The organism is Acidisoma sp. S159 (assembly GCF_009766125.1).
GTDB lineage: Bacteria > Pseudomonadota > Alphaproteobacteria > Acetobacterales > Acetobacteraceae > Acidisoma.
Map to the genome: position 1 here is coordinate 254,066 of NZ_LMUG01000043.1, position 20,624 is coordinate 274,689.

Here is a 20,624-nt window from a genome sequence, read left to right on the forward strand (position 1 = left end):
GGACGGCAATCCACCCTTTGTCGTCGATCAGCGTCGTTAACCCTCCCTTCAGCGCACCGACCATCCTCTCGGATGGCCCCCATAGAGCGCTCGGCTGCCGACTTAACCAGCATCTTCTTCCGGGCGGCTACCCCAGCGGCCCCCGCGCATCGATTGCGTATTTCTTACGCCATGTAGTGCCCGGCCAGCATTTCCCCGGAGTCCGAACAAAACGCTGGCGAGTGGCGTCTCTGAGACATTAATATTGGATTTGTGTCTCACAATAAAGCTGGTGATTTGGCGTGATCGACGTTCTATGGAGCGCATCAACACAACACCGAGTAGGACAGCGTGAAGCACTCAAAGACTTACGACCAACAGGACCACGCATCGTCCAGTCTCTTGGCAATCGCCATGGCGACTAAGCCGCTGGCACTACGCATACCACAAGCGATCCGCGTTTCCGGTATTAGCCGCAGCGGTCTCTACAGGCTGGCCGCATCCGGGGACGTAGTCTTTTTAAAATGTGGCCGGTGCACTCTTGTTGAGTTCGCATCGCTTGAGGCTGTCATCGGGAAGCTGCCCAAAGTCAAAGTGAAGGCGGCTGCATAGTGGTTGCTCGCGTCAGAAACCAACTACTACCCTCTGGTGACACGAAAGAGCAGAGGAATTCGGGATGAATGCTCGCAGGTCGGTGAGGGAACTCGCCCGCCGATCTGAAGAAGCGTTCCGGCAGGCAGAAGATCGCCAGGCCTCAGTGCGGCTCCGGCGACCATGGTCACGGACCTTCAATACCTCCGCGGCGGACAGTGGGGACTATTGCGACGGATCGACAAAGTTTTTCAAAGCATGACAGATAAACTAAAGACTAAACCGGAGAACGCCTCGCGGTAAACCCCGGCGCTTTTGCAAGCGCCGGGGGCGGAAAAAGAAGTAGTCGGATGCACAAGACCGACTCTACCCCATCCGTCATCGGCTTTGCAATCCGTTCTGTGTAGTTTTTAAGGATTGCTGATGTCTGCTGCTAAAAAGCCGTCAAGCGGCCGTGGTAAAACTGTGCCGCATGGTCAGGCAGAGATCAGCCCTGATCAGCGCAAAGTAACCATCGAAGTGGATGGCGAACTGCGGGTTTTCTACCTATCTGATGGGGAAGTCTGGTTCTCCTACTGGGCTATCGCGACCCAGAAGGAGAGAACACAGGAATTCCTTGAGCGCGCGCTCAAGCAGGATGTGTTGTGCTCAAGAGAGGAGCAGTTCAAACGCCAAGCTATCAACGCGATGTGGTTAGCGAGCCTTCCTGCCAAGAAGCGTCTTGAGAAATACTATATATGCCTTTTCGCGCATTTCCTTCCGCGCGGTGGCTTTTGCATCGATGAAGACCAAGTCTTACTAGAGAGCACTCTCCCGAAGAAGCTATGGCACCCCGGCTCGACCGGGGTGGTCACGATCAATTTCCCAGACAACTCGTGGCATGGTGACCTGCCCGGTATCGGCAGTCATGATCTGAACGATCTCTTCGCCTATGTGCACGGCATTAGCACGGAAGAGGTGCGCAAGCTCCGTGAGGAGTTTGATGACATACTGGACGCACATCTGCGATCCCGTGGGTGCCGCCTGCCCGGCCGTGATAGCGAAGATGATGACGATGCGCTTGATCCCGCCAGCGCCGAGGATCACGCGCTCCTCGAAGACCTCCTCCGCGAAAGAGTGGAAGACTGGCCCGAGGAGGTTGCGAGCGAGCGCAATTACGAGAAGAGCAGCGGAAGCGAGTGGCGCTGGGGCGACAGCGGCCGGCTGCGCCTCATCGTCAGCGGTCATCGCAAAGGCAATTGGAATTATTTTGGCACGGATGAGCGGGGAGGGCCGCTCGAATTCATCGCGCGCGAGCGCGAGTGCAGCCCTGACGAAGCTTTCCAATGGGCCTCTGAATTCGTCGGCGGGAAAAAGCCGGCGCCAGACCCTAAGCGAGAGAAACGTCGCGCGGAGCGCGAGGCCCAGGCGAAGGCAGAAGAGGCCGCGCAAAGAGAGCGCAAGGCGCAAGGCGCCTACAATCTCGCCCGCCAGACCATCGCGCTCGATGGCACGATCGGCGAGCGTTATCTGACCGAGACGCGCCGCATTCCGAAGCCAGAGCAAGGCTGGCCCATTACCACCCGCTACCACCCGATCAGCCATTCCGTGCTGCTCATCGCCACCACGGCCGATACGATCATCACGGGCGTACAGCGCATCTTCCTCACCCCCGATGGGAAGAAGATCGAAAAGAAGTCCAATGGTGTCTTCGCGGGCGCGGCCGTTAAGCTGCCGGGCGATCCGGTCAAGCCTCTCCATGTGAGTGAAGGCCCTGAGACCGGCCTCAGCGTCTGGGCCGCGACGGAGTCGGAGACTCACCTCACCCTCGGCTCAATGGCGAACTACCGGCCCCCGAATGACGGCCGGCGCGTTGTTTTTTGCCGTGATAGAGACTTGGAGTTTTCCGACTCTGATCTCTCGTTCAATAAGGGCATGGGCGCCTGGGCGCGCGCCGGCCGGGAATTCGTCATCGCGAGCCCGTACGACAAATTTATCAGCAAGGACGAGAAAGACTTTAACGACCTCCTGCAGAAGGAAGGCATCGAGGCGGTGTGCGCCCGCATTAACCAGGCGCAAGCACCTCGGGCGCCCGTCACACGTCTGACTCTGGCTGAGGGCCGCGCAGCGGTCGCAACCGCGTTTGGACAGTTCTTCGAACGGGTGAGGGCGGGCAATACCGAGGCAACCACCTTCACCAAAGATGGTCCCGACATACGCACCATGGTGGTCGATGCCATACGCGTCGATCTCGGTGTCGGAAAATCCACTGAGGCGCTACGCCAAGCCGCGAAGTTTCTCGCCGCATTGCGTGAGAAGAATGACAACCGCGCTGTCGGTTTTGCCGTGCCGACCCTGAAGCTAGCGGAAGAACTCGCCGCGACTTTCAACGCCCAGGGCAGCGGCCTCCTAGCGGCGGTGCGGCGCGGCCGGCGCGCGCCCGACCCCGAGGCGGAGGGCGAGACCATGTGCCGCAACTTGAAAGCAGTTGAGAAGGCGCGCGAGGTCCATGCGGAGGTCGATACCGCTTGCTGCAAAAACCGAAAGAAGAAATGTCCGCTCTATGATCTCTGCGGCACGCAGAAGCAGAAGAGGCGCCGCGCCGATATCTGGTTTTTTGCCCATCCCACATTGTTCGGCGCAAAGCCCGAAGAGCTTGGCGAGCTTGCCTGCCTGATTATCGATGAGAGCCCTTGGGAGAGCGGGCTCATCGGGGTGTCTGGTCCGCCGCTTGAGCTACCGCTCGATGCGCTACGCGAAAAAGATGAGATCATCAATGATGAATACGATACCGCGCAGCTGCGCAAAGCGCGGGATGCGGTACTCAATGCCTTGGAGGATGCACCCGATGGGCCGGTCAGCCGTGAGAATCTGAAAGCGGGGCTCACTAACGATATTGTGCATCTCGCGCAGGGCTTCGAGTGGCGCCGCAAGGTCAAGCCGCTCATGACGCCCGATATGTCGGCGGAGGAGCGCACCCGCGCCGCCGAGGCCGCAGCACGCAATAAGACGATCGGCCGTTGTGTGCTGATGTGGAAGGCGATGGAGCATCTATTGCGGACATTCACCCTGAAAGAGGGTGAACGGGAGAAGCTCGGCGTCATCACCGATTGGAGCAAATACGATTTCATTGAAGCCTCCGGCCGGCTTTCGCTTGGCAGGAGCAAGGACGGCGCGCGGGTGCTGCGCATCAAGGGCGTGCGGGAGATTACCCAAGGCTGGCAGAAACCGACGATGCTCATGGACGCCACCATGAATCCAGCTTTGCTCAAGCATTTCTGGCCGCTGGTGAAGGTGAAGGCGGATGTGCGCGTCGCGACACCCCACCAACACGTCAGACAGATCATCGATCGGGGTTTTTCCAAGAGCAGCCTGCGGCCGGCGACCGAGGGCGAGACCCTAACCGGCGACGACCTGAAGAAGCAGGCGCGCCGCGACGCCAACCGCGGTGATCTTAACGCCCTGATCACTAAGCTGGCGCAGCGCTACCCAGCAGGGCGCGTGCTGGTGGTGATGCAGAAGGCGATCGAGGAGTCGATCGGCCCGCTGCCGGCGAGTGTCGAGACGGCGCACCACAACAACGTCGCTGGGAGGGATGAGTGGGGGCCGCAGCCGGCGCGCGATGGCAAGCCTGCGGATCCCGGCGTGGCCTGCCTCATCGTGGTCGGGTGCACGAACCCCACGATGATGACGATCGAGCACATGGCGGAGGGGCTGACGGGGCGGGTGACCGAGCCCCGGCCCAGCAATAGCAAGACCCGGCTGCGGGACTGGCCCCGGCTCTGTGCTGAGCGGGAGATGGCGGGTGGCGGGATCGTCTACGGCGCGGCACGACGGCACTGGAATACCACGGCGGAGGCCGTGCGCTGGCAGATTAATGAGGCGCAACTCCTTCAGATCATTGGGAGATGCCGTGGTGTGAGCCGCACGGAAGCCAACCCGGTGGATGTTTGGCTGCTCACGGATGTGCCGCTGCCGGTGCCTGTCGAGGAGGTGGTGCGGATGGCTGATCTGATACCGGGGATGGATGAGATGATGCTGCGGGAGGGCGGGATCGCCTTCGAGAATTCCCGCGATGCGGTGCGCGTCTACCCCCAGCTCTGGAAAACTGCTGCAGCCGCCCAGAAGGCGCGACAGAGGGAGGAGGCGGACAAACGTTTAGAGACGTACTCCTCTATAGGTTTGTCCGCTTCCTCCTGGGTCTATCGAAAGACCGGCGCCGGCCAAAAAACCTACCGCGCCCTCATCGATCAGACGCGCGTGCCCGATGCCGCCGCCAAATTGGCGGCTCTTCTCGGGCCGCTTGCCTTGTGCCGCCTTGTCTAACGCTAGTGCGACTTCAGCCGATAAACCGACGACTAGAAGGTGGACGGGCCGCCGCCCCGAGCCCTAAACTGGTCGCACAGCTGATCCATGTCGGTGTCAAACCCCTGACGGTGAAAGTTGTTTTGAGTGAAGTTAAGATGTGGCAGAATCGTAGGCCGAAGCGACCCTCATCCCCGAAACTTTGTGAGTTTGTTACGATGACAAAAGCAGCTGAGGACGCGAGACGGGCCGCTGTTGCGAAGCTCCGGAAACTGCGGGAGCGTCCGCGAATGCTAGCGGCCGACGACGGATCATCCGACGAGCCAAAAGTAAAGCCGCGCGGGAATCCGAAGGGCGTCAACCACCGCGCCGGTCTCAAGAACCGTAAGACTATCGCGCGTCAAGAGACGCTGCAGAGCGCTTACGAGCACGCTTTCGCTCGCTACAGCGAGGCTGAAATCGACCAGATGACGCCGAAGACCATCTTCCAAGTCATGACATTGGCTGCGCTCAAGGCAAAGATGTACCCCGAGGCACACGCCGCGGCGAGAGAGTGGGCGCCATATGTCGACGCCCGGCTCGCACCGAGGGTTGTCGATATGCCTGCTGACCCGAGCGGAAGTGTGACCGAAATCATCGAGATCATCGGGGGCACGCCCAAGCGACGCCAATTCGAGATCGATCGCGACGACGCGGTGCACTAGCGACTATCATCCTACTCAGGCAGCCGCCCGCATGATGCGATAAAAGCTCGCCTCGCTGATCTTCAGCTTCGCGCATATGTCGCGCGTCTTGACGCCTTCCGCCTTCAGACGCCGGACCTCCTCGGCCTGGCGGCGCGCCGTGGGAGCCCGGCCCTTGTAGAGGCCCGCCGCGGCTGCTTTCGCGATACCTTCGCGCTGCCGCTCTAGCATCAAAGTCCGTTCGAACTCTGCGACGGCCGCGAGCATGGTCAGCATGAGCTTACCAGTGGCGGACGACGTATCGAGTTCCGAGCCGCCCATGCTCAGGATGCGGAGCCCCACCTTTTTCGCCTCAAGACGCTTCACCAGCGCGAGCAGATCGGACGTGCTGCGCGCAAGACGATCGGGCTTGGTGACAACAAAGCTGTCGCCCTTCCGGGAATGGCTTATGGCGGCCTCCAGCTTCGCTCTGGGAGCCACGCTGCTGACCTGCTCGCTGAAGATCTCCTCGCATCCCGCGGCCTGTAGGGCTTGCTCCTGGGCCGCCAGGCCGGCTTCTTGCTCTGTGGTGCTCGTGCGCGCGTATCCGATGATCACTTGCCTCTTCCTCTGTCACACTCGTCCAAGACATTGTGACAGAGGAACTCTCAAAGAGCTATAACCATTTATGTGACAGTTGTTTAGAGGAGTGCTTCGAACTGTCACTGGGGCAAGGTCTTGTGACTGGTATGCCTCCTGGAGAGCTAAAAGGCCGCCGATGGATCGATCTTCACCCCGCGCCGGTCCGCCAGACTCATGAACCGTGCCCACTGCGGCGCTGGGCAGCGAACGGCAGAGCCGGGTCTCTCACCCCACGGGACGCGGTCGATGTCAATGTATCCTAGGGAGGACCACCGGCATCGAGCTGCGCTACGCCGTCGCTGACCCGATCCAAGACGTTGGCTGACACGAAGCGCTTTCACAAAAGAAACAAAGGTGCGACACTCCTGGCATTTAAAGGTCGGACTTGGAGATTAGACCAGGATGGCTATTTTCACTACCACCTCTTATCCATTGTCATCCCTGGTGGAAGACATCAGCCAAGGCAAGATCGGTCTGCCTGAAATACAGCGGCCGTTTGTGTGGCCGAACGTCAACGTAAGAAATCTACTGGACTCCCTCTACCGCGAATACCCGGCGGGTTACCTGCTATTTTGGGAGACTGGCGCCGAGGCGGTCACCAAGACTATCGGCACGCACCATCACCAGAAAGCGCCCACCCTTGCTATCGTCGACGGACAACAGCGTCTGACCTCGTTATATGCCGTGATCAAGGGCCAGGAAGTAGTGCGGGCCAATTTCAAGCGCGAGCGGATCCGTATTGCCTTCAACCCGTTGCAGGCTCGCTTCGATGTTACAGACGCATCGATCGTTAAAGACAAATCCTACATTCATGATATATCAGTCCTCTGGAGGGCAGACGCCAATCTTTTTGACTTTGCGGCAAGCTTTATTGCCGAGTTGCAATCAGTTAGAGAGCTTTCTAACGACGAAGTAGCACGAGTGCAGAAAGCGATCGGGCGGCTACACCAACTGCCGCAATACTCGTTTACGGCCCTAACCCTTTCCGGCTCTGTAGACGCGGAGACTGTCGCCGAGGTGTTTGTCCGTATCAACGGGCAAGGCAAGCAGCTTAATCAAGCTGACTTTATACTTACACTGATGTCGGTGTTTTGGGACGAAGGCCGCGTAGAACTCGAGCAATTTGCTCGCGCGGCCTCCGCGCCTGGCGACGGTTCTGCGTCTCCATTCAACCACTTTATCAGTCCCTCGCCGGATCAAATGCTTCGGGTTACCGTCGGGCTAGGCCTCAAACGGGCGAGGCTTGAGGCGGTCTATAGCGTGCTTCGTGGTAGAGATGTGACGACAGGCCAGGTGGACAATGAAAAGCGGGACGCCCAGTTCGCTCTACTTCGCGCGGCGCAGAGCAGAGCACTCAATCTAGCCAATTGGCATCATTTCCTGAGCGGACTGAGGATTGCGGGTTACCGGCACGAGGGTATGCTCTCATCTCAGACGGCTGTCATCTACAGCTATGTCCTTTATCTATTGGGCATTATTGATTATCGCATACCGAAGCAGGAGATGCGGCAAGCTATTGCTCAGTTCTTCTTCATGGCGTCAATGACGGGACGCTATACGAGTTCTCCTGAGACCCGTTTCGAGTTCGACATTGCTCAGTTGAAGACTAGCAAGGATGCGCAGGACTATCTGGGACGACTTCGCCAAATCTGTGCTCAGACTCTCACTAACGACTTTTGGGAGATGACGCTTCCAACGGCGCTAGCAACATCCGCCGCGCGAAGCCCGTCCAGGTTTGCCTACCAGGCGTCGCTGATGCTGCTCGGAGCACGGGCGCTCTATAGTCCGCTGACCATCACGGATATGGTTGACCCGGAGATCAGGGGACCCAAAGCAACATTTGAACAACACCACCTGTTTCCCAAAGGGTATTTGGCCAAACTTGGAATAACGGACAGCAGAGTCACCAATCAGATTGCGAACTTTGCGGTCGTTGAGTGGCCTGATAACATTAAAATTAGTGACCAGTCTCCTGAGGAATATGCCGCTCCGCTCGATGCAACCATGTCGGCTGCAGAGCGTGAGAGAATGCTTCATTGGCATGCCTTACCTTCCGGTTGGTGGACGTTACCCTACGACGAGTTTCTGCTAGAGCGACGTGCTCGAATGGCGAGAGTAGTCGAGGAGGCGTACACACGGCTTTGTGGCTCCTCTCCCGTCTTAGCAGCCCCGCTGTCCGTGGCGGAATTGCTGGCCGGTGGCGAAGGCGGAAATGTCGAATTCAAATCCACCCTTCGAACAAACCTTCATACAGGTCAACATGATGAAAAGATGCATTTAGCGGCGCTAAAATCAATCGCCGGCTTTCTGAATGCAAAAGGAGGAACGTTAGTTATCGGCGTGTCGGACGACGGAAAAGTCCTAGGTTTGGCCTCGGACGGATTTCTAAACGAGGATAAGATGGCACTTCATCTAGGAAACCTTATTCGAGACCGTATCGGTGAACTCTTCGCTCCATACGTGCACGCGCATTTTCACGAGCAGGATAATGAACGTTTGCTCATAGTGCAGTGCGATCCAGGCCCGAGGCCCGCATTCATAAAGGACGGCGGTGCTCAGCGACTTTTCGTACGAGGCGGCAACGTAACAATCGAGCTGGCCGGCAATGCCATAATGGATTATTCCAGGGCTCGCTTCTCTTAGATCCGCGGCATTATGCATTCGGCAACTTTGCTATCAATCTCCTCGGCTGTGATGTCGCGTTACTCGCCGAGCCATGGATTGATTATGCAAGGTTATCGACTAGACGTAGATGAGTCGTTCGGCGTCGGGTTACAGGCTATGAACGACCAATTCTTTCTCCGCCAGTGTCCGCTCGGGATCCCTTTCCAAGGAATCATGCGCGATGCGTTGGCTGAAGGTACGGAACAGGTCCGTAGGCTCATCGACATCGTGAGAGACCAATCGGTGACCAAGCACGATTGGCCAGTAGCGCTTTTGTCGGCGACCGAAGAGTATGAGGTATTTGAGAGCTGTTGCAGCAACCACCTTGGGCAACACATGGTGCGAAGCCAGGATATACGGGCATTAAAGGGAATAACGAGCGTGGAAAGAGTCCAGTTACGCTGCGAGTCGGCCGCAGCCGATGACGCAGCCTTTAAACCGAGGATGGACCATGGTCGAGGCGACAAGCGAATCTGCTTCGGCGATTGCGTCTCAAGGTTCTTTTGCACGGAGTTGAACAAGATCGCCAGGCAATTCGCTCATATTGACGGAGTTCCGGGCTGATGGATGTATTCGCATTGGACGACCACCTGTTGGCCCAATATACTGCGTTCACCCGCTCGTTTACCCGAATCCGTTCAGGCGAACTCCAGCAAGAGGTCAACCGTCTCTACGCCGGAAGACGCTTCTGGCCTGAACCGTTGCTACAATTGAACCCACACTACGAGGGAGGCCGATCAATTCGGTCGCTCGTCGGGGAGCGCGGGCTAGTCGAAGATTGCGCGCGAATCTTCCGCGATCGCCGGGCGGCGCCGGATACGGCAGACGACAGCCTCAGGCTCCATCGGCATCAGGAGCAAGCTTTGGGGCTCGCGCTCGACGGGAAAAGCTTCGTCGTGACGACTGGCACGGGGTCCGGAAAATCGCTATGCTATTTCATCCCGATCATTGACGCAGTGATCAAAGCGAAAAGAAATGGAGGAAGCGCCCGCACGCGCGCTATCGTCGTGTACCCGATGAACGCGCTTGCCAATAGCCAATTGGAGGAGCTCAAAAAGTTCCTGGCCGCCCCGAATAATCCTGTGGCGGTTTCCTTCGCGCGCTATACTGGACAGGAGAAGCCGGAAGAACGCGAACGAATTAGAAGCAATCCTCCGGACATTTTATTAACAAACTTCATGATGCTTGAATTGCTTATGACTCGGCAATCCGAGCTGGACAAGGCAGTGATCGAAAACTGCCAGGGACTGAAGTTCATTGTCTTAGATGAACTGCACACCTACCGGGGACGGCAGGGCGCAGACGTCGCAATGCTCATTCGCCGTCTGCGTGCACGTGTTGGCGACCCGCAGTGCCCCCCGCTTTGCGTCGGCACATCCGCCACCATGGCGAGTGAAGGCGTCGAAGACGACCGCAATCAAATGGTTGCGTCAGTCGCGTCACGCCTTTTCGGAGCGGCGATCGGACGCGATGCAATTGTCACGGAGACGCTCAAGCGAGCGACGAACCCTGAACGATCGGCCGATAGCGGGCTGACCGAACTCGGAATAAGCGTGAGGCAGGCCGCCGAAGATACGCCCTACGACGGAAAATCTAATCAAGAAATAGCGTTGGACGCCCTCGCAATCTGGGTCGAAACCAGGCTCGGACTGAAAGAGGTCGACCGGAAGCCGCTTCGAGCGAGCCCTAGATCGCTGAAAGACGCGACGATACTTCTCCATAAAGAGTGTGGGGAGGATCTCAGCACCTGTGGCGCCGCATTGAAAAACTGCCTTCTGGCTTTCAGTTTGTCAGAGAGGACACGTGGGGTTGCAAACGGCAGCGATGAGCCGCTCTTTGCGTTCAAGCTGCATCAGTTTATCTCTGGCGCAGGGCGTTTGTATGCCACTCTCGACCGTGCCGGATCGAGGTCGGTTACCTTCGACGGACAGATCTTCGATCCCTCGCACCCTGAAAAACGCCTCTTTGCAACGCACTTTTGCCGACGTTGCGGTCAAGAGCACCACCCTGTCAATGCGCTGGACGAGATGGGCTCGACGCGTTTTGAAAAGCGTGAAATCGACGACGTCCCTATCATAGACGATGACGATACAGACGGAGCCGCAGGCCGCTGGGGCTTCCTGATGCCGGAGCCGGTCGATGACGAATTTCTTTTTCAGGGTCGAGATGAGGATTATCCCGACCTGTGGCTCGAAGAAGGGCGCTCGGGCGAGCTTCGGTTGAAGGCAACTTATCGTAAGACGAGGGCAGAACTTGTAGCCGTTTTGCCGGATGGATCGACAGGTCCGGGTGGGCGTCGTGCCTGGTTTATGCCTGGACGATTCAAATTTTGTCCGTCATGTGGTGAGCACCACAGTGACTCGACCCGTGATATCAATCGCCTTGCAGCTCTCAGTGCAGAAGGGCGCAGTTCCGCTACGACAGTCATTATCGCCTCGATTTTGCGATGGATGAACGATCCGGAGTTTGCCATAGCTCCAGGCGCGCGAAAAATCCTTGCCTTTACCGACAATCGTCAGGACGCTGCTCTCCAGGCTGGTCACTTTAACGATTTTCTTTTCGTAACGCTGCTTCGGGGGGCGATTTTAGCGGGCTTGACCGCGGCCGGCGACGAAGGTTTGCAGGACACCGAGATTGGCCAAGCGATCCAACGCATGTTGGGCTTTGTTTCGGCCAATATAGATCGACGCACTGAGTGGCTCGTTGAGCCCGATCTTAGGGGCGCGAATCTTCTGAATGCGGAGCGCACCATGCGTGATGCGCTGATGCACCGCTTTTGGATCGATCAGCGCCGCGGGTGGCGCTACACCAATCCGAACCTGGAACAGCTTGGTTTGATCGAAGCGACGTATCCTTCGCTTGATGAACTTGCGAGTTGTGATGAGGAATTCGCGAATACACCTGTTCTCGCCGCAGCGTCGTCCGACGAGCGCGCGTCCGCCTTGTGCGTCCTGCTGGACGTGATGCGCAAAGGTCTTGCCGTTGATTGCGACGCGCTTGATCGGCTTAAAATTGAGAGCTTGGCTGGCCGGATGCGCAGCGTCATCAAAGCACCCTGGCTTCTGGAGGATGAGGGTTCGCTCGCCGCGACCGTCTTTATGTCACGCCCGCCAGCGCGGCGCGAAATGCCGCAAAAAGACGAGGAGCTCATTATCCGCGGCACCCCGACCAGTACGATTGGGCGCTTACTAAAGACGATGACTTTTGCTGGACGGCGGCCGACAAGCCGCCAAATCACGGAGATTATTGAAGGGTTGTTGAAGGCCTCCGCCCGCTACGGGCTCGCAACACCAGTGGCATCGCCGGTGGGCGGTGAGGGTTGGCGTCTCGTGCCCTCCGGGATCACGTTTGGCTTGGCGCGCGGCAGTATCGAGTCGGAGCGGGACAACCGATTTTTCCAGGTCCTCTATAGAGGGATCGGCGCTCTCCTTGCGGAGGGTGGGCAGGCGCTGTTTGGTTTTGAAGGACGCGAGCATACGGCACAGGTGGAAGGTGAACTCCGGGAGCTGCGGGAATCACGGTTCCGGTTCGGTACTGACGATCAAAAGACATTAACCGAAAAGGCCGAGCGCCTCCGGGAGTTGCGGGAGGACAGCCGTTTTCTTCCGACTCTCTTTTGCTCGCCCACAATGGAGCTCGGCGTCGACATCTCATCGATGAATGCGGTTTATTTACGAAACGTGCCGCCCACCCCGGCCAATTATGCGCAACGGAGCGGACGCGCCGGTCGGAGCGGGCAAGCGGCACTGATTGTGACCTACTGCGCGGCACAGAGCCCGCATGATCAGTATTTCTTTCAGCGGCCAAGCGCGATGGTAGACGGCATCGTGGTCCCGCCGTCTATCGACCTTGCTAATCCGGATTTGGTTGAAAGTCACCTACATGCGGAATGGCTTGCCGCCACGGGCGTCGCGCTAGATGCCTCGATCTCTCAAAACCTCGATATGGCGGTCGCCGGCAAGCCGTTGCTCGCGGAATACTGGGAACGCGTGACATCGGACGAAGCGCGTGTGGCCGGCGAAAAGCATGTGACGGCAGTTTTGTCTGCCCTGGCGCGCGACTACGGTGCTGCACCGCCTTCATGGTTTGGCGGGCCGGCTCCGCACGCCGCGAGCGTGGCTGCAGCCGCTCCGGGCAGGTTTGCCGCCGCATTCGAACGCTGGCGCGGTCTCCTGGCGGCTGCGGAGCGCCAAGTGGAGGACGCGACACAAACGCTGAAGGATTACTCGATTTCGCCGCAAGAGCGGCGTTCGGCCGAAACAAGGCAGGCAGCCGGCAACATTCAGATCAAACTGCTGCTCCGCGGTGCCGAGGGCCAGGGCTCCGACTTCTATGTCTATCGTTACCTGGCGACGGAAGGGTTTCTGCCGGGTTACAACTTCCCGCGGCTTCCTCTGATGGCTTTTGTGCCGGGCGGTCAAGGCGGCAAAGGGCAGCGTTATATCCAGCGCGCGCGCTTCCTTGCGATCGCCGAGTTTGGTCCAGGAAGTCTCGTCTATCACGAGGGACGCGCTTATCGCGTCGATCGGGCGCTTCTGAAAGAGTCGGGAAATGGCGAGGACGGAAACCTGCCAACTTTCAGCACCGCTATTTGCTCGGCCTGCGGAGCTGCGCATGACGGCGAGCCGCCGGATGAATGCCATGTCTGCCGGCACCCCCTGGCGAGCGGTGATATCGCGAGCAAGCTTTATCGCATCGAAAATGTAGGCACGCGGCAGGTCGAACGAATTACGGCCAACGACGAAGAGCGGAGGCGGCAAGGCTATGAACTACAGACCACATTTTCATTCCACGGAGCTGTCGGAATTCGATCCATCATTGTTGGAGACGCTGAGGATAGCATTCTCGCCGCTGATTTTGCTCCAGCGGCATTGGTCCGACGAATCAACAAGGGCCTACGCCGGCGCAAAGACCTCAATGAGGTTGGCTTTTGGATTGATCCCAAAAGCGGCTACTGGGTTGGCGCTGCGCGACCAGGCGAGGCCGATGACCCGTCACCTACCCGGTTTCGGCAACAGCTGACCCCTGTTGTAGAAGACCGTAAAAACGCTCTCCTCCTCCGTTTTCCGGCCGCATGGCTAGCGGCAATGGGGGATGCCGCTGTCTCTGTGGTGACTACTATCCAACATGCGCTCGCGCGCGGTGTTGAGGGCGTTTACCAGCTCGAAGAGGGCGAAATTCTTGTAGAGCCGACACCCGCCCGCAAGGACCGGCGCGGGCTCCTCTTTTATGAGGCGGCGGAAGGCGGCGCGGGTGCTTTGTCCCGGCTTATTTCTGAAGCGGGTGCCTTCCAGGCTGTCGCACGAAAGGCGCTGGAGGTCATGCACTATGACCTTGCAACCCTGGACGCTGCCGCAATCAGCGGTCCGTCTTCCCTAGTGAACCTGTCGGACGCGCGTTGTGTCGCCGGCTGCTACCGTTGCCTCTTGTCCTATTTCAACCAGCCGGACCACGAGCTGATCGATCGGCGGCAGGATCCTGCGCTGGCCTTCCTCATCAGGCTCGCTTTCGCGTCCACGCGCGGTGTTGATGGCGCTGGGGAACCGCATCCGGACCTGGGCGGCTGCCCACCGCCAGACGCAGCTCCGCTGGTCGTTGATGGCCATATTATCGAGCTGATCTGGAGGTCAGCCCGGATCGCCGCCGCCGAGGAAGGTTCGGTTCCCCCGGGGTTGAACGACAACTTGGCGGCACGCGGGATCGAGATGATCCTGCTCCCTTCGGCGGGAAACGCGCGTAGTCAGGTGCTCGCCAATCTGGCTGTCCTGCTCGGAGGGAGGCCTCTTTGAGCGCGACCGCAACCTTCTCCCCGGGCGAGTTGGTTCACGCGCGAGGCCGGGAATGGATTGTCCTCGCCGTAGGTGATGCTCTTCGGCTGCGACCGCTCACGGGTTCTGAACAAGAGGCCGAAACCCTTATTCCCGAGCTTGAAACAGATCCCGTAACGTATGCGGCATTCGATCCTCCAACTGGAGACCGTCCCGGGGGACGCGAGGCTGCACAGTTGCTCCGGGATGCTCTTCGACTGTCCCTGCGCCGCGGTGCCGGCCCATTCCGCGGTGCAGGCAGGATCAACTTCGAGCCGCGTGCCTACCAACTTGCGCCGCTTATGATGGCGCTGCGCCAAGAGACGGCGCGCCTACTGATCGCCGACGACGTCGGCATTGGGAAAACCATAGAGGCCGGTCTTATCCTGCGCGAGTACATCGATCGCGGCGAGATCGACCGGTTCTCAATTCTTTGCCCGCCGCATCTCGTGGATCAGTGGACGACAGAGCTCGAAACCAAATTTTCGATCACCGCAACCCCGGTCACGGCGTCGGCTGCCGCGCGGCTGGAGCGCGACCTTCCCAACACCATCAGCGTCTTCGAGGCCTACCCTTTCACTGTCGTCAGCCTCGACTTCATAAAAAGCGAGCGGCGGCTGGACGACTTTCTGCGCGCATGCCCTGAGATGGTCGTCGTCGATGAAGCGCACGCCGCAGTCTCGGGTGGCAAGGCGCGCCACCGACGTTTCGATCTGCTTCGGAAACTCGCCGACGATAAGACGCGGCATCTCCTGCTCCTGACGGCCACGCCGCATTCCGGTGACGACGATGCATTTCACAATTTGCTTGGCTTGCTCGACCGCGATTTCTCGAGATTGCGCGATGCAACCGGCGACCAATACCGCGCCCTACGAGAGCGCCTGGCCGGCTATTACATTCAGCGTCGTCGCCGCGACATCGACGCCTGGCGCGAGCCAGGTCTTTTCCCGCAGCGAGAGGTTTCGGAGATCAAGTACCGGCTCTCGGGCGACTATGAGCGCTTTTACGGCGCCATCCTCGACTATTGCGCGGAGGTCATTGCATCCGAGGAGGGCGCGCTACGGCAGCGGCTGGCCTTTTGGGGAACGCTCTCGCTGATGCGTTGCGTCGGCTCCAGCCCGGCCGCCGCCGCCCGCGCATTGAGAACACGGGCGATCCTCGATGTTGATGAGGCGGAAGCCGATCTCATTGCGGGACGGGCCATCGACGAAGACGAGTCGGCCGAGGACGATCTCGAACCCGGCGCCTCCATCGAGGACACGCGGCTGGCTGGGTTGATCGCACAAGCCGACGCGCTGGCAGCAAATTCGGCCCGCGATCCGAAATTCGCTGTTCTGAAATCCGCGCTTCAGGGTCTTTTGAAGGACGGATATTCGCCTGTCGTCTTCTGCCGGTTCATCGCGACGGCTGAGGCGATTGGTGCCGCCCTCGCTTCCACGTTCAAGGACTATACCGTCGAAGTCGTCACTGGCTCTCTTCCATCCGAAGACCGGGAAACCAGGGTCGAGGCGCTGGGTGAATTCGAGAAGCGGATTCTCGTTGCGACCGACTGTCTTTCAGAAGGCATCAACCTCCAGGCCTACTTCGATTCCGTCATCCACTATGACCTGTCCTGGAATCCCACACGGCATCAGCAGCGTGAAGGGCGGGTCGATCGGTTCGGACAGAAACGCGAGACCGTCAGAACAATCCTGATCTATGGCGAGAACAATCCAGTCGATGGCGCGGTGCTGGATGTGATCCTGCGCAAGGCGCGGGCGATCGAGAAGCAGACCGGCGTTCAGGTGCCGATGCCCGACGAAGGCGGAAGCCTCACCAAGGCGCTGATGTCGGCGGTTCTGCTGCGCGCTCGGGAACGCCGCCAGTTGACCCTCGACCTCGATATGTCGCGCTCGCCAGAGGCGAAAGACATTGAGATCGCCTGGTCGAATGCGTCGGAGAAAGAGAAAAAGGCCCGCACGATCTTCGCTCAGCACAGCCTGAAGCCGGAAGAGGTCGCGGCGGAATGGACGTTGACGCAGTCCGCTCTCGGTGACTTCGCCGATACCGAGCGCTTTGTGTCCCGCGCGATGATGCGGCTTGGCGCCCCGCTGGTGTCGCAGACACGCGGGGGCTTTTCGGCCCCCCTCCATCTCGTGCCCGACATTTTGAAGGAACGGTTCCAGGCCGAGGGCATGCTGGACGAATCGGCATCGCCGAAGCCCTTGAAGATCGCCTTTGAAGCGCGCCCGCGAGCTGGGTTCCTTTCGATCCATCGCGCGCATCCCCTGCCTGGTATCCTGGCGGAGACCTTTCTGGAGAATGCTCTCGACCTCCAAACCAAACAGGACACCCCGGCAACCCTGCCGCGTTGCGGTGTTTGGGAAAGCGAAGCAGTCGAGACAGTCGTCACGTTGCTGCTGCTGCGCATTCGCCACCGCATCGATTCTCGCGGGCGGCTCGGACCACAATTCGCCATGGCTGAGGAAGCCGCGGCGATTGCGTTCGACGCGGGATCTGACGCCCGCGTCCTTGCCGGCGACGGGGCGTTTGCCCTGCTGGAAGCAAAGAGCGGCAACGTGCCGGAACGGGTGCGCGATGCCCAATTGGCAAGAGCCATGGCTGGGCTTGGTTCGCTGAAATCAGCGCTGAACGCCTACGCCGCCGAACGTGCTGGCGCCCTTGCCGCTGATCACAGCCGGGTCCGCCAGGCGCTGGGATCGAGAGCCGGCGTGAAGGTCGAGGCAGTCCTGCCGGTCGACGTGATCGGCGTGTATGTCCTGATGCCACGGCTGTGAGGGCAGACCATGGCTCATAGACCCACCCGCTCCCGTCAATCGCGCCGCGCCGCCAGGCTGGATTTTGCCGGGCTCGAAATTGTCGGCTCGCTGCTGACGCCGGATATTGTCGCGCGGCTCGCAGCCTTCGAGGCCAACGATCAAACGGTCGAAGGGTACGAGATTCCGCCCGGTCTGAAGCTGCGCGACGAGATCGCGCGCTACTACCGCATCGGCGAAGCACTATGGTCGCGGTTCGAGGCCTCCCGTGGCCAGAGTGCCGCCGCGTCGGAGCGGTTCGTCCTCGATCTGATGCGCCAATGCTTTGGATTCGCCTCCCTCGAACCGCAATCGATCACGCGGATCGGCGAGCGCGAATTTCCAGTCCGGCACGCCGCGCTTGGTGGGCGCGTGCCAATCGTTATCGCGCCGGCCCCTGCTGAAGGTGCGCGTCGATCCGGCGTCGATGAAAGCCTTGCCCAGTTCGGCGATAGCTCTCGCCGGCGATCCGCGACCTTGCTGTTGCAGGAGTACCTGAATGCCCGAGAGGATGCCGCCTGGGGTTTGGTCAGTGACGGTGTGACGTTGCGCGTGATGCGCGACAATATCAGCCTGACGCGGCCGGCCTGGATCGAAGCCAACCTGTCGAAAATCTTCTCCGAAGGCTTGTTTCCAGATTTTTCGGGGCTCTGGTTGCTGATCCATCAGAGCCGGTTCGGGCAGGCGGATGCCGCCATTTCGGACTGCGCGCTGGAACGCTGGCGCGAACGCGGACGAACCGATGGGGTCGCGGCGCGTGACAAACTGCGCCAGGGCGTTGAAGCGGCCCTGCTCGAACTTGGCCAGGGCTTCATTGAGAACCCGGCCAACGGCGCACTCCGTCAATCTCTGACCGATGGCACGCTCAGCGGGCACGCCTATTTCGAGCAGCTCTTGCGCGTCATCTACCGCCTGATCTTCATCTTCGCGGCGGAAGATCGTGGCTTGCTGCACCCGGCCGGCCCGTCGGACCAGGCGCGACGTGTCTACGCAGAAGGGTACTCGCTGGCGCGATTGCGCGAGCGGTCGATGCGCCGGACGGCCTTGGACCGGCATGCAGATTCATGGGAGGGCCTGAAGGCCACGTTCCGGGCGCTGATGCGTGGCCAGGAGCAGCTTGGCCTGCCGGCCCTCGGCGGCCTGTTTGCCCATGGGGTTGTGCCAGACCTCGAAAACACCCGGATCGAGAACCGCCGCTTTCTGGCGGCGATTTGGCGGCTGGCTTGGCTGCGGCCGGAGGGCCAGCCGCTCACACGCGTGAACTGGCGCGACATGGAAACCGAGGAGCTGGGCTCGGTCTACGAGAGCCTGCTGGAGCTGACTCCCCGAGCCAGCGCGGATACGCGAACATTCGCGTTTGCCGAAGGCGATGAAACACACGGCAATGCACGTAAGACCTCCGGCAGCTACTACACGCCCGACGCGCTGGTGAAACTGCTGTTGGATTCGACACTGGAGCCGGTTCTGGACGCAGCGGAGGCGCGGAACACCGCTGATCCTGCCGCCGAAATTTTGAAGCTCTCGATCATTGACCCTGCGTGCGGGTCAGGTCACTTCCTGCTCGGCGCCGCACGCCGCGCGGCTGACCGAATTGCCAGGCACAGAAGCCCGGGCGCTCCGTCACAAGCCGAATTCCAGCACGCGATGCGCCAGGTTGTCGCCCGCTGCATATATGGCGTGGACCGCAATCCGATGGCGGTAGAGCTTTGCAAGGTCGCGCTCTGGATAGAAACAGTCGAGCCCGGCAAGCCGCTTGGCTTTTTGGACGCCAATCTGCGCTGCGGCGACTCGTTGCTAGGTGTGTTTGACTTGGCGTTGCTGGCCGAGGGTGTTCCAGATGCGGCTTACAAGCCGCTCGCCGGAGACGACAAGCCAACGGCGCGATTTTACGCCGCACGAAACCGAGACGAACGTCAGGGTCAAGGGAGCCTGGATTTTGCCCGTGGAGGTGGCAAGCTGCCGACTGCAGCACCTTTAGCACAGGCTCGGGCGGCATTGCGGGCACTTCCCGAGGAAACCCCGGAGCAGATTGCCGAAAAGCGCCGCAGGTTCGAGGCCGCGCAGACCGACCGCCTGAACTATGCCTGGGGCGAGGCGGCCGATCTGTATATCACCGCCTTCTTGCTGCCGAAGACAGGCGGAGCGCCGGCGCTGGGCCAAGCACCCACGGTGCCCACCACCGGCGATGTGTGGCGCGCTCTGGCCGACAAGCAGGTGCATCCGCCGTTGGTGGCCAGCGCGATGGAGGTATCCCGCGACGCGCGGGCCTTCCACTGGCCGCTAGAGTTTCCGGACGTGATGGCCCGCGGCGGGTTCGACGTGGTGCTGGGCAATCCCCCCTGGGACACAATAAGCCCGGACGCGAAAGAGTTTTTCTCGCCGCACGACGGTCAGGTTCGGTTCATGTCTCCTGACGATCAGAAGGCCCGGATCGCGGAACTTCTCACGCTACCCGGCCTCGCCGAAGCATGGGATGCCTATTGCCACCGGTTGTATGCGCTGGCGAGCTTCTTCAAGGAAAGCGGGCGTTACAAACTGTTCGCCGACGGCAATCTCGGTAAGGGCGATTTCAACGTCTATCGAATGTTCACTGAATTGGCGCTCAGAGCCACGAGGCCCCAAGGTCGCGCGGCACAGTTCGTGCCCGAGAACCTATATAACGGCGCCAATGCTGCGGCGATCAGGCGATTTCTGTTCGACGAGTGTAAGCTAGAGCGCCTCATTGCGTTCGAGAATACAAAAAAGGTCTGGTTCGATATCCATAGCGCGGCCAAGTTCTGCCTGTACGTTGCTTCACCAGGGGGTAAGACCGCCAGCTTTCGTGCTGCGTTCGGCGTGAACTCGACCGAAAAGGCGGCGGCATTGAGCGCCGGCCTACCGATCGAGATGCCGGTATCCTTGGTGGAGGAGTTCAGCCCAGAAGCCTTCGCCATCGCGGAGGTCGCCCATCCGTCTGACATTTCCATTTCGCGCAAACTCTATGCGCGGCTGCCCAAATTCGGCGCTAAACTGCAAGGGTCCGCGACTCGCGTGTATATGACCGAAATCCACATGGGCAATGACCGCGAGGATTTTGAGGATGATCGGGATGGCGTGCCGCTTTACGAGGGACGGATGGTCGAAGCGTTCGATCACCGTGCCAAGGCCTACGTGTCCGGGCGCGGCAGGTCAGCCGTCTGGCGAGAGCTCGGATTTGGTTC

General features: G+C 59.9%; 7 protein-coding genes. 6 read left to right on the forward strand and 1 reads right to left on the reverse strand.

Annotation, left to right across the window (positions count from 1 at the left end; translation table 11 throughout):
• Positions 1-993 precede the first annotated feature (993 nt).
• Positions 994-4,875: a toprim domain-containing protein gene (locus GSQ92_RS13060; protein WP_159013553.1), complete on the forward strand. Its 3,882-nt coding sequence runs from the start codon at positions 994-996 to the stop codon at positions 4,873-4,875.
• A gap of 269 nt (positions 4,876-5,144) precedes the next feature.
• Positions 5,145-5,558, forward strand: a complete 414-nt coding sequence (locus tag GSQ92_RS13065; RefSeq protein WP_159013554.1) for a hypothetical protein — start codon at positions 5,145-5,147, stop codon at positions 5,556-5,558.
• Between the two features lie 15 nt (positions 5,559-5,573).
• Here GSQ92_RS13065 and GSQ92_RS13070 read toward each other — a convergent pair whose 3' ends face one another.
• The gene (locus GSQ92_RS13070; RefSeq protein ID WP_159013555.1) at positions 5,574-6,134 is read right to left on the reverse strand and encodes a recombinase family protein; all 561 of its coding nucleotides are present in this window, start codon (positions 6,132-6,134) and stop codon (positions 5,574-5,576) included.
• Positions 6,135-6,560: 426 nt separating this feature from the next.
• On the opposite strand from GSQ92_RS13070, the gene GSQ92_RS13075 reads away from it, so the two are divergent.
• The 4 genes from GSQ92_RS13075 to GSQ92_RS13090 all read left to right on the forward strand — a co-directional run.
• Positions 6,561-8,801: a DUF262 domain-containing protein gene (locus GSQ92_RS13075; RefSeq protein ID WP_159013556.1), complete on the forward strand. Its 2,241-nt coding sequence runs from the start codon at positions 6,561-6,563 to the stop codon at positions 8,799-8,801.
• A gap of 584 nt (positions 8,802-9,385) precedes the next feature.
• Positions 9,386-14,611 (forward strand): DEAD/DEAH box helicase, encoded by a 5,226-nt coding sequence (locus tag GSQ92_RS13080; protein ID WP_159013557.1) that lies wholly within the window; start codon positions 9,386-9,388, stop codon positions 14,609-14,611.
• Positions 14,608-17,406: a DEAD/DEAH box helicase gene (locus GSQ92_RS13085; RefSeq protein ID WP_159013558.1), complete on the forward strand. Its 2,799-nt coding sequence runs from the start codon at positions 14,608-14,610 to the stop codon at positions 17,404-17,406. Before GSQ92_RS13080 ends, GSQ92_RS13085 begins: the two co-directional genes overlap by 4 nt.
• A 9-nt stretch (positions 17,407-17,415) precedes the next feature.
• A partial coding sequence (locus GSQ92_RS13090) for an Eco57I restriction-modification methylase domain-containing protein (RefSeq protein ID WP_159013559.1) occupies positions 17,416-20,624 on the forward strand: 3,209 nt, incomplete at its 3' end.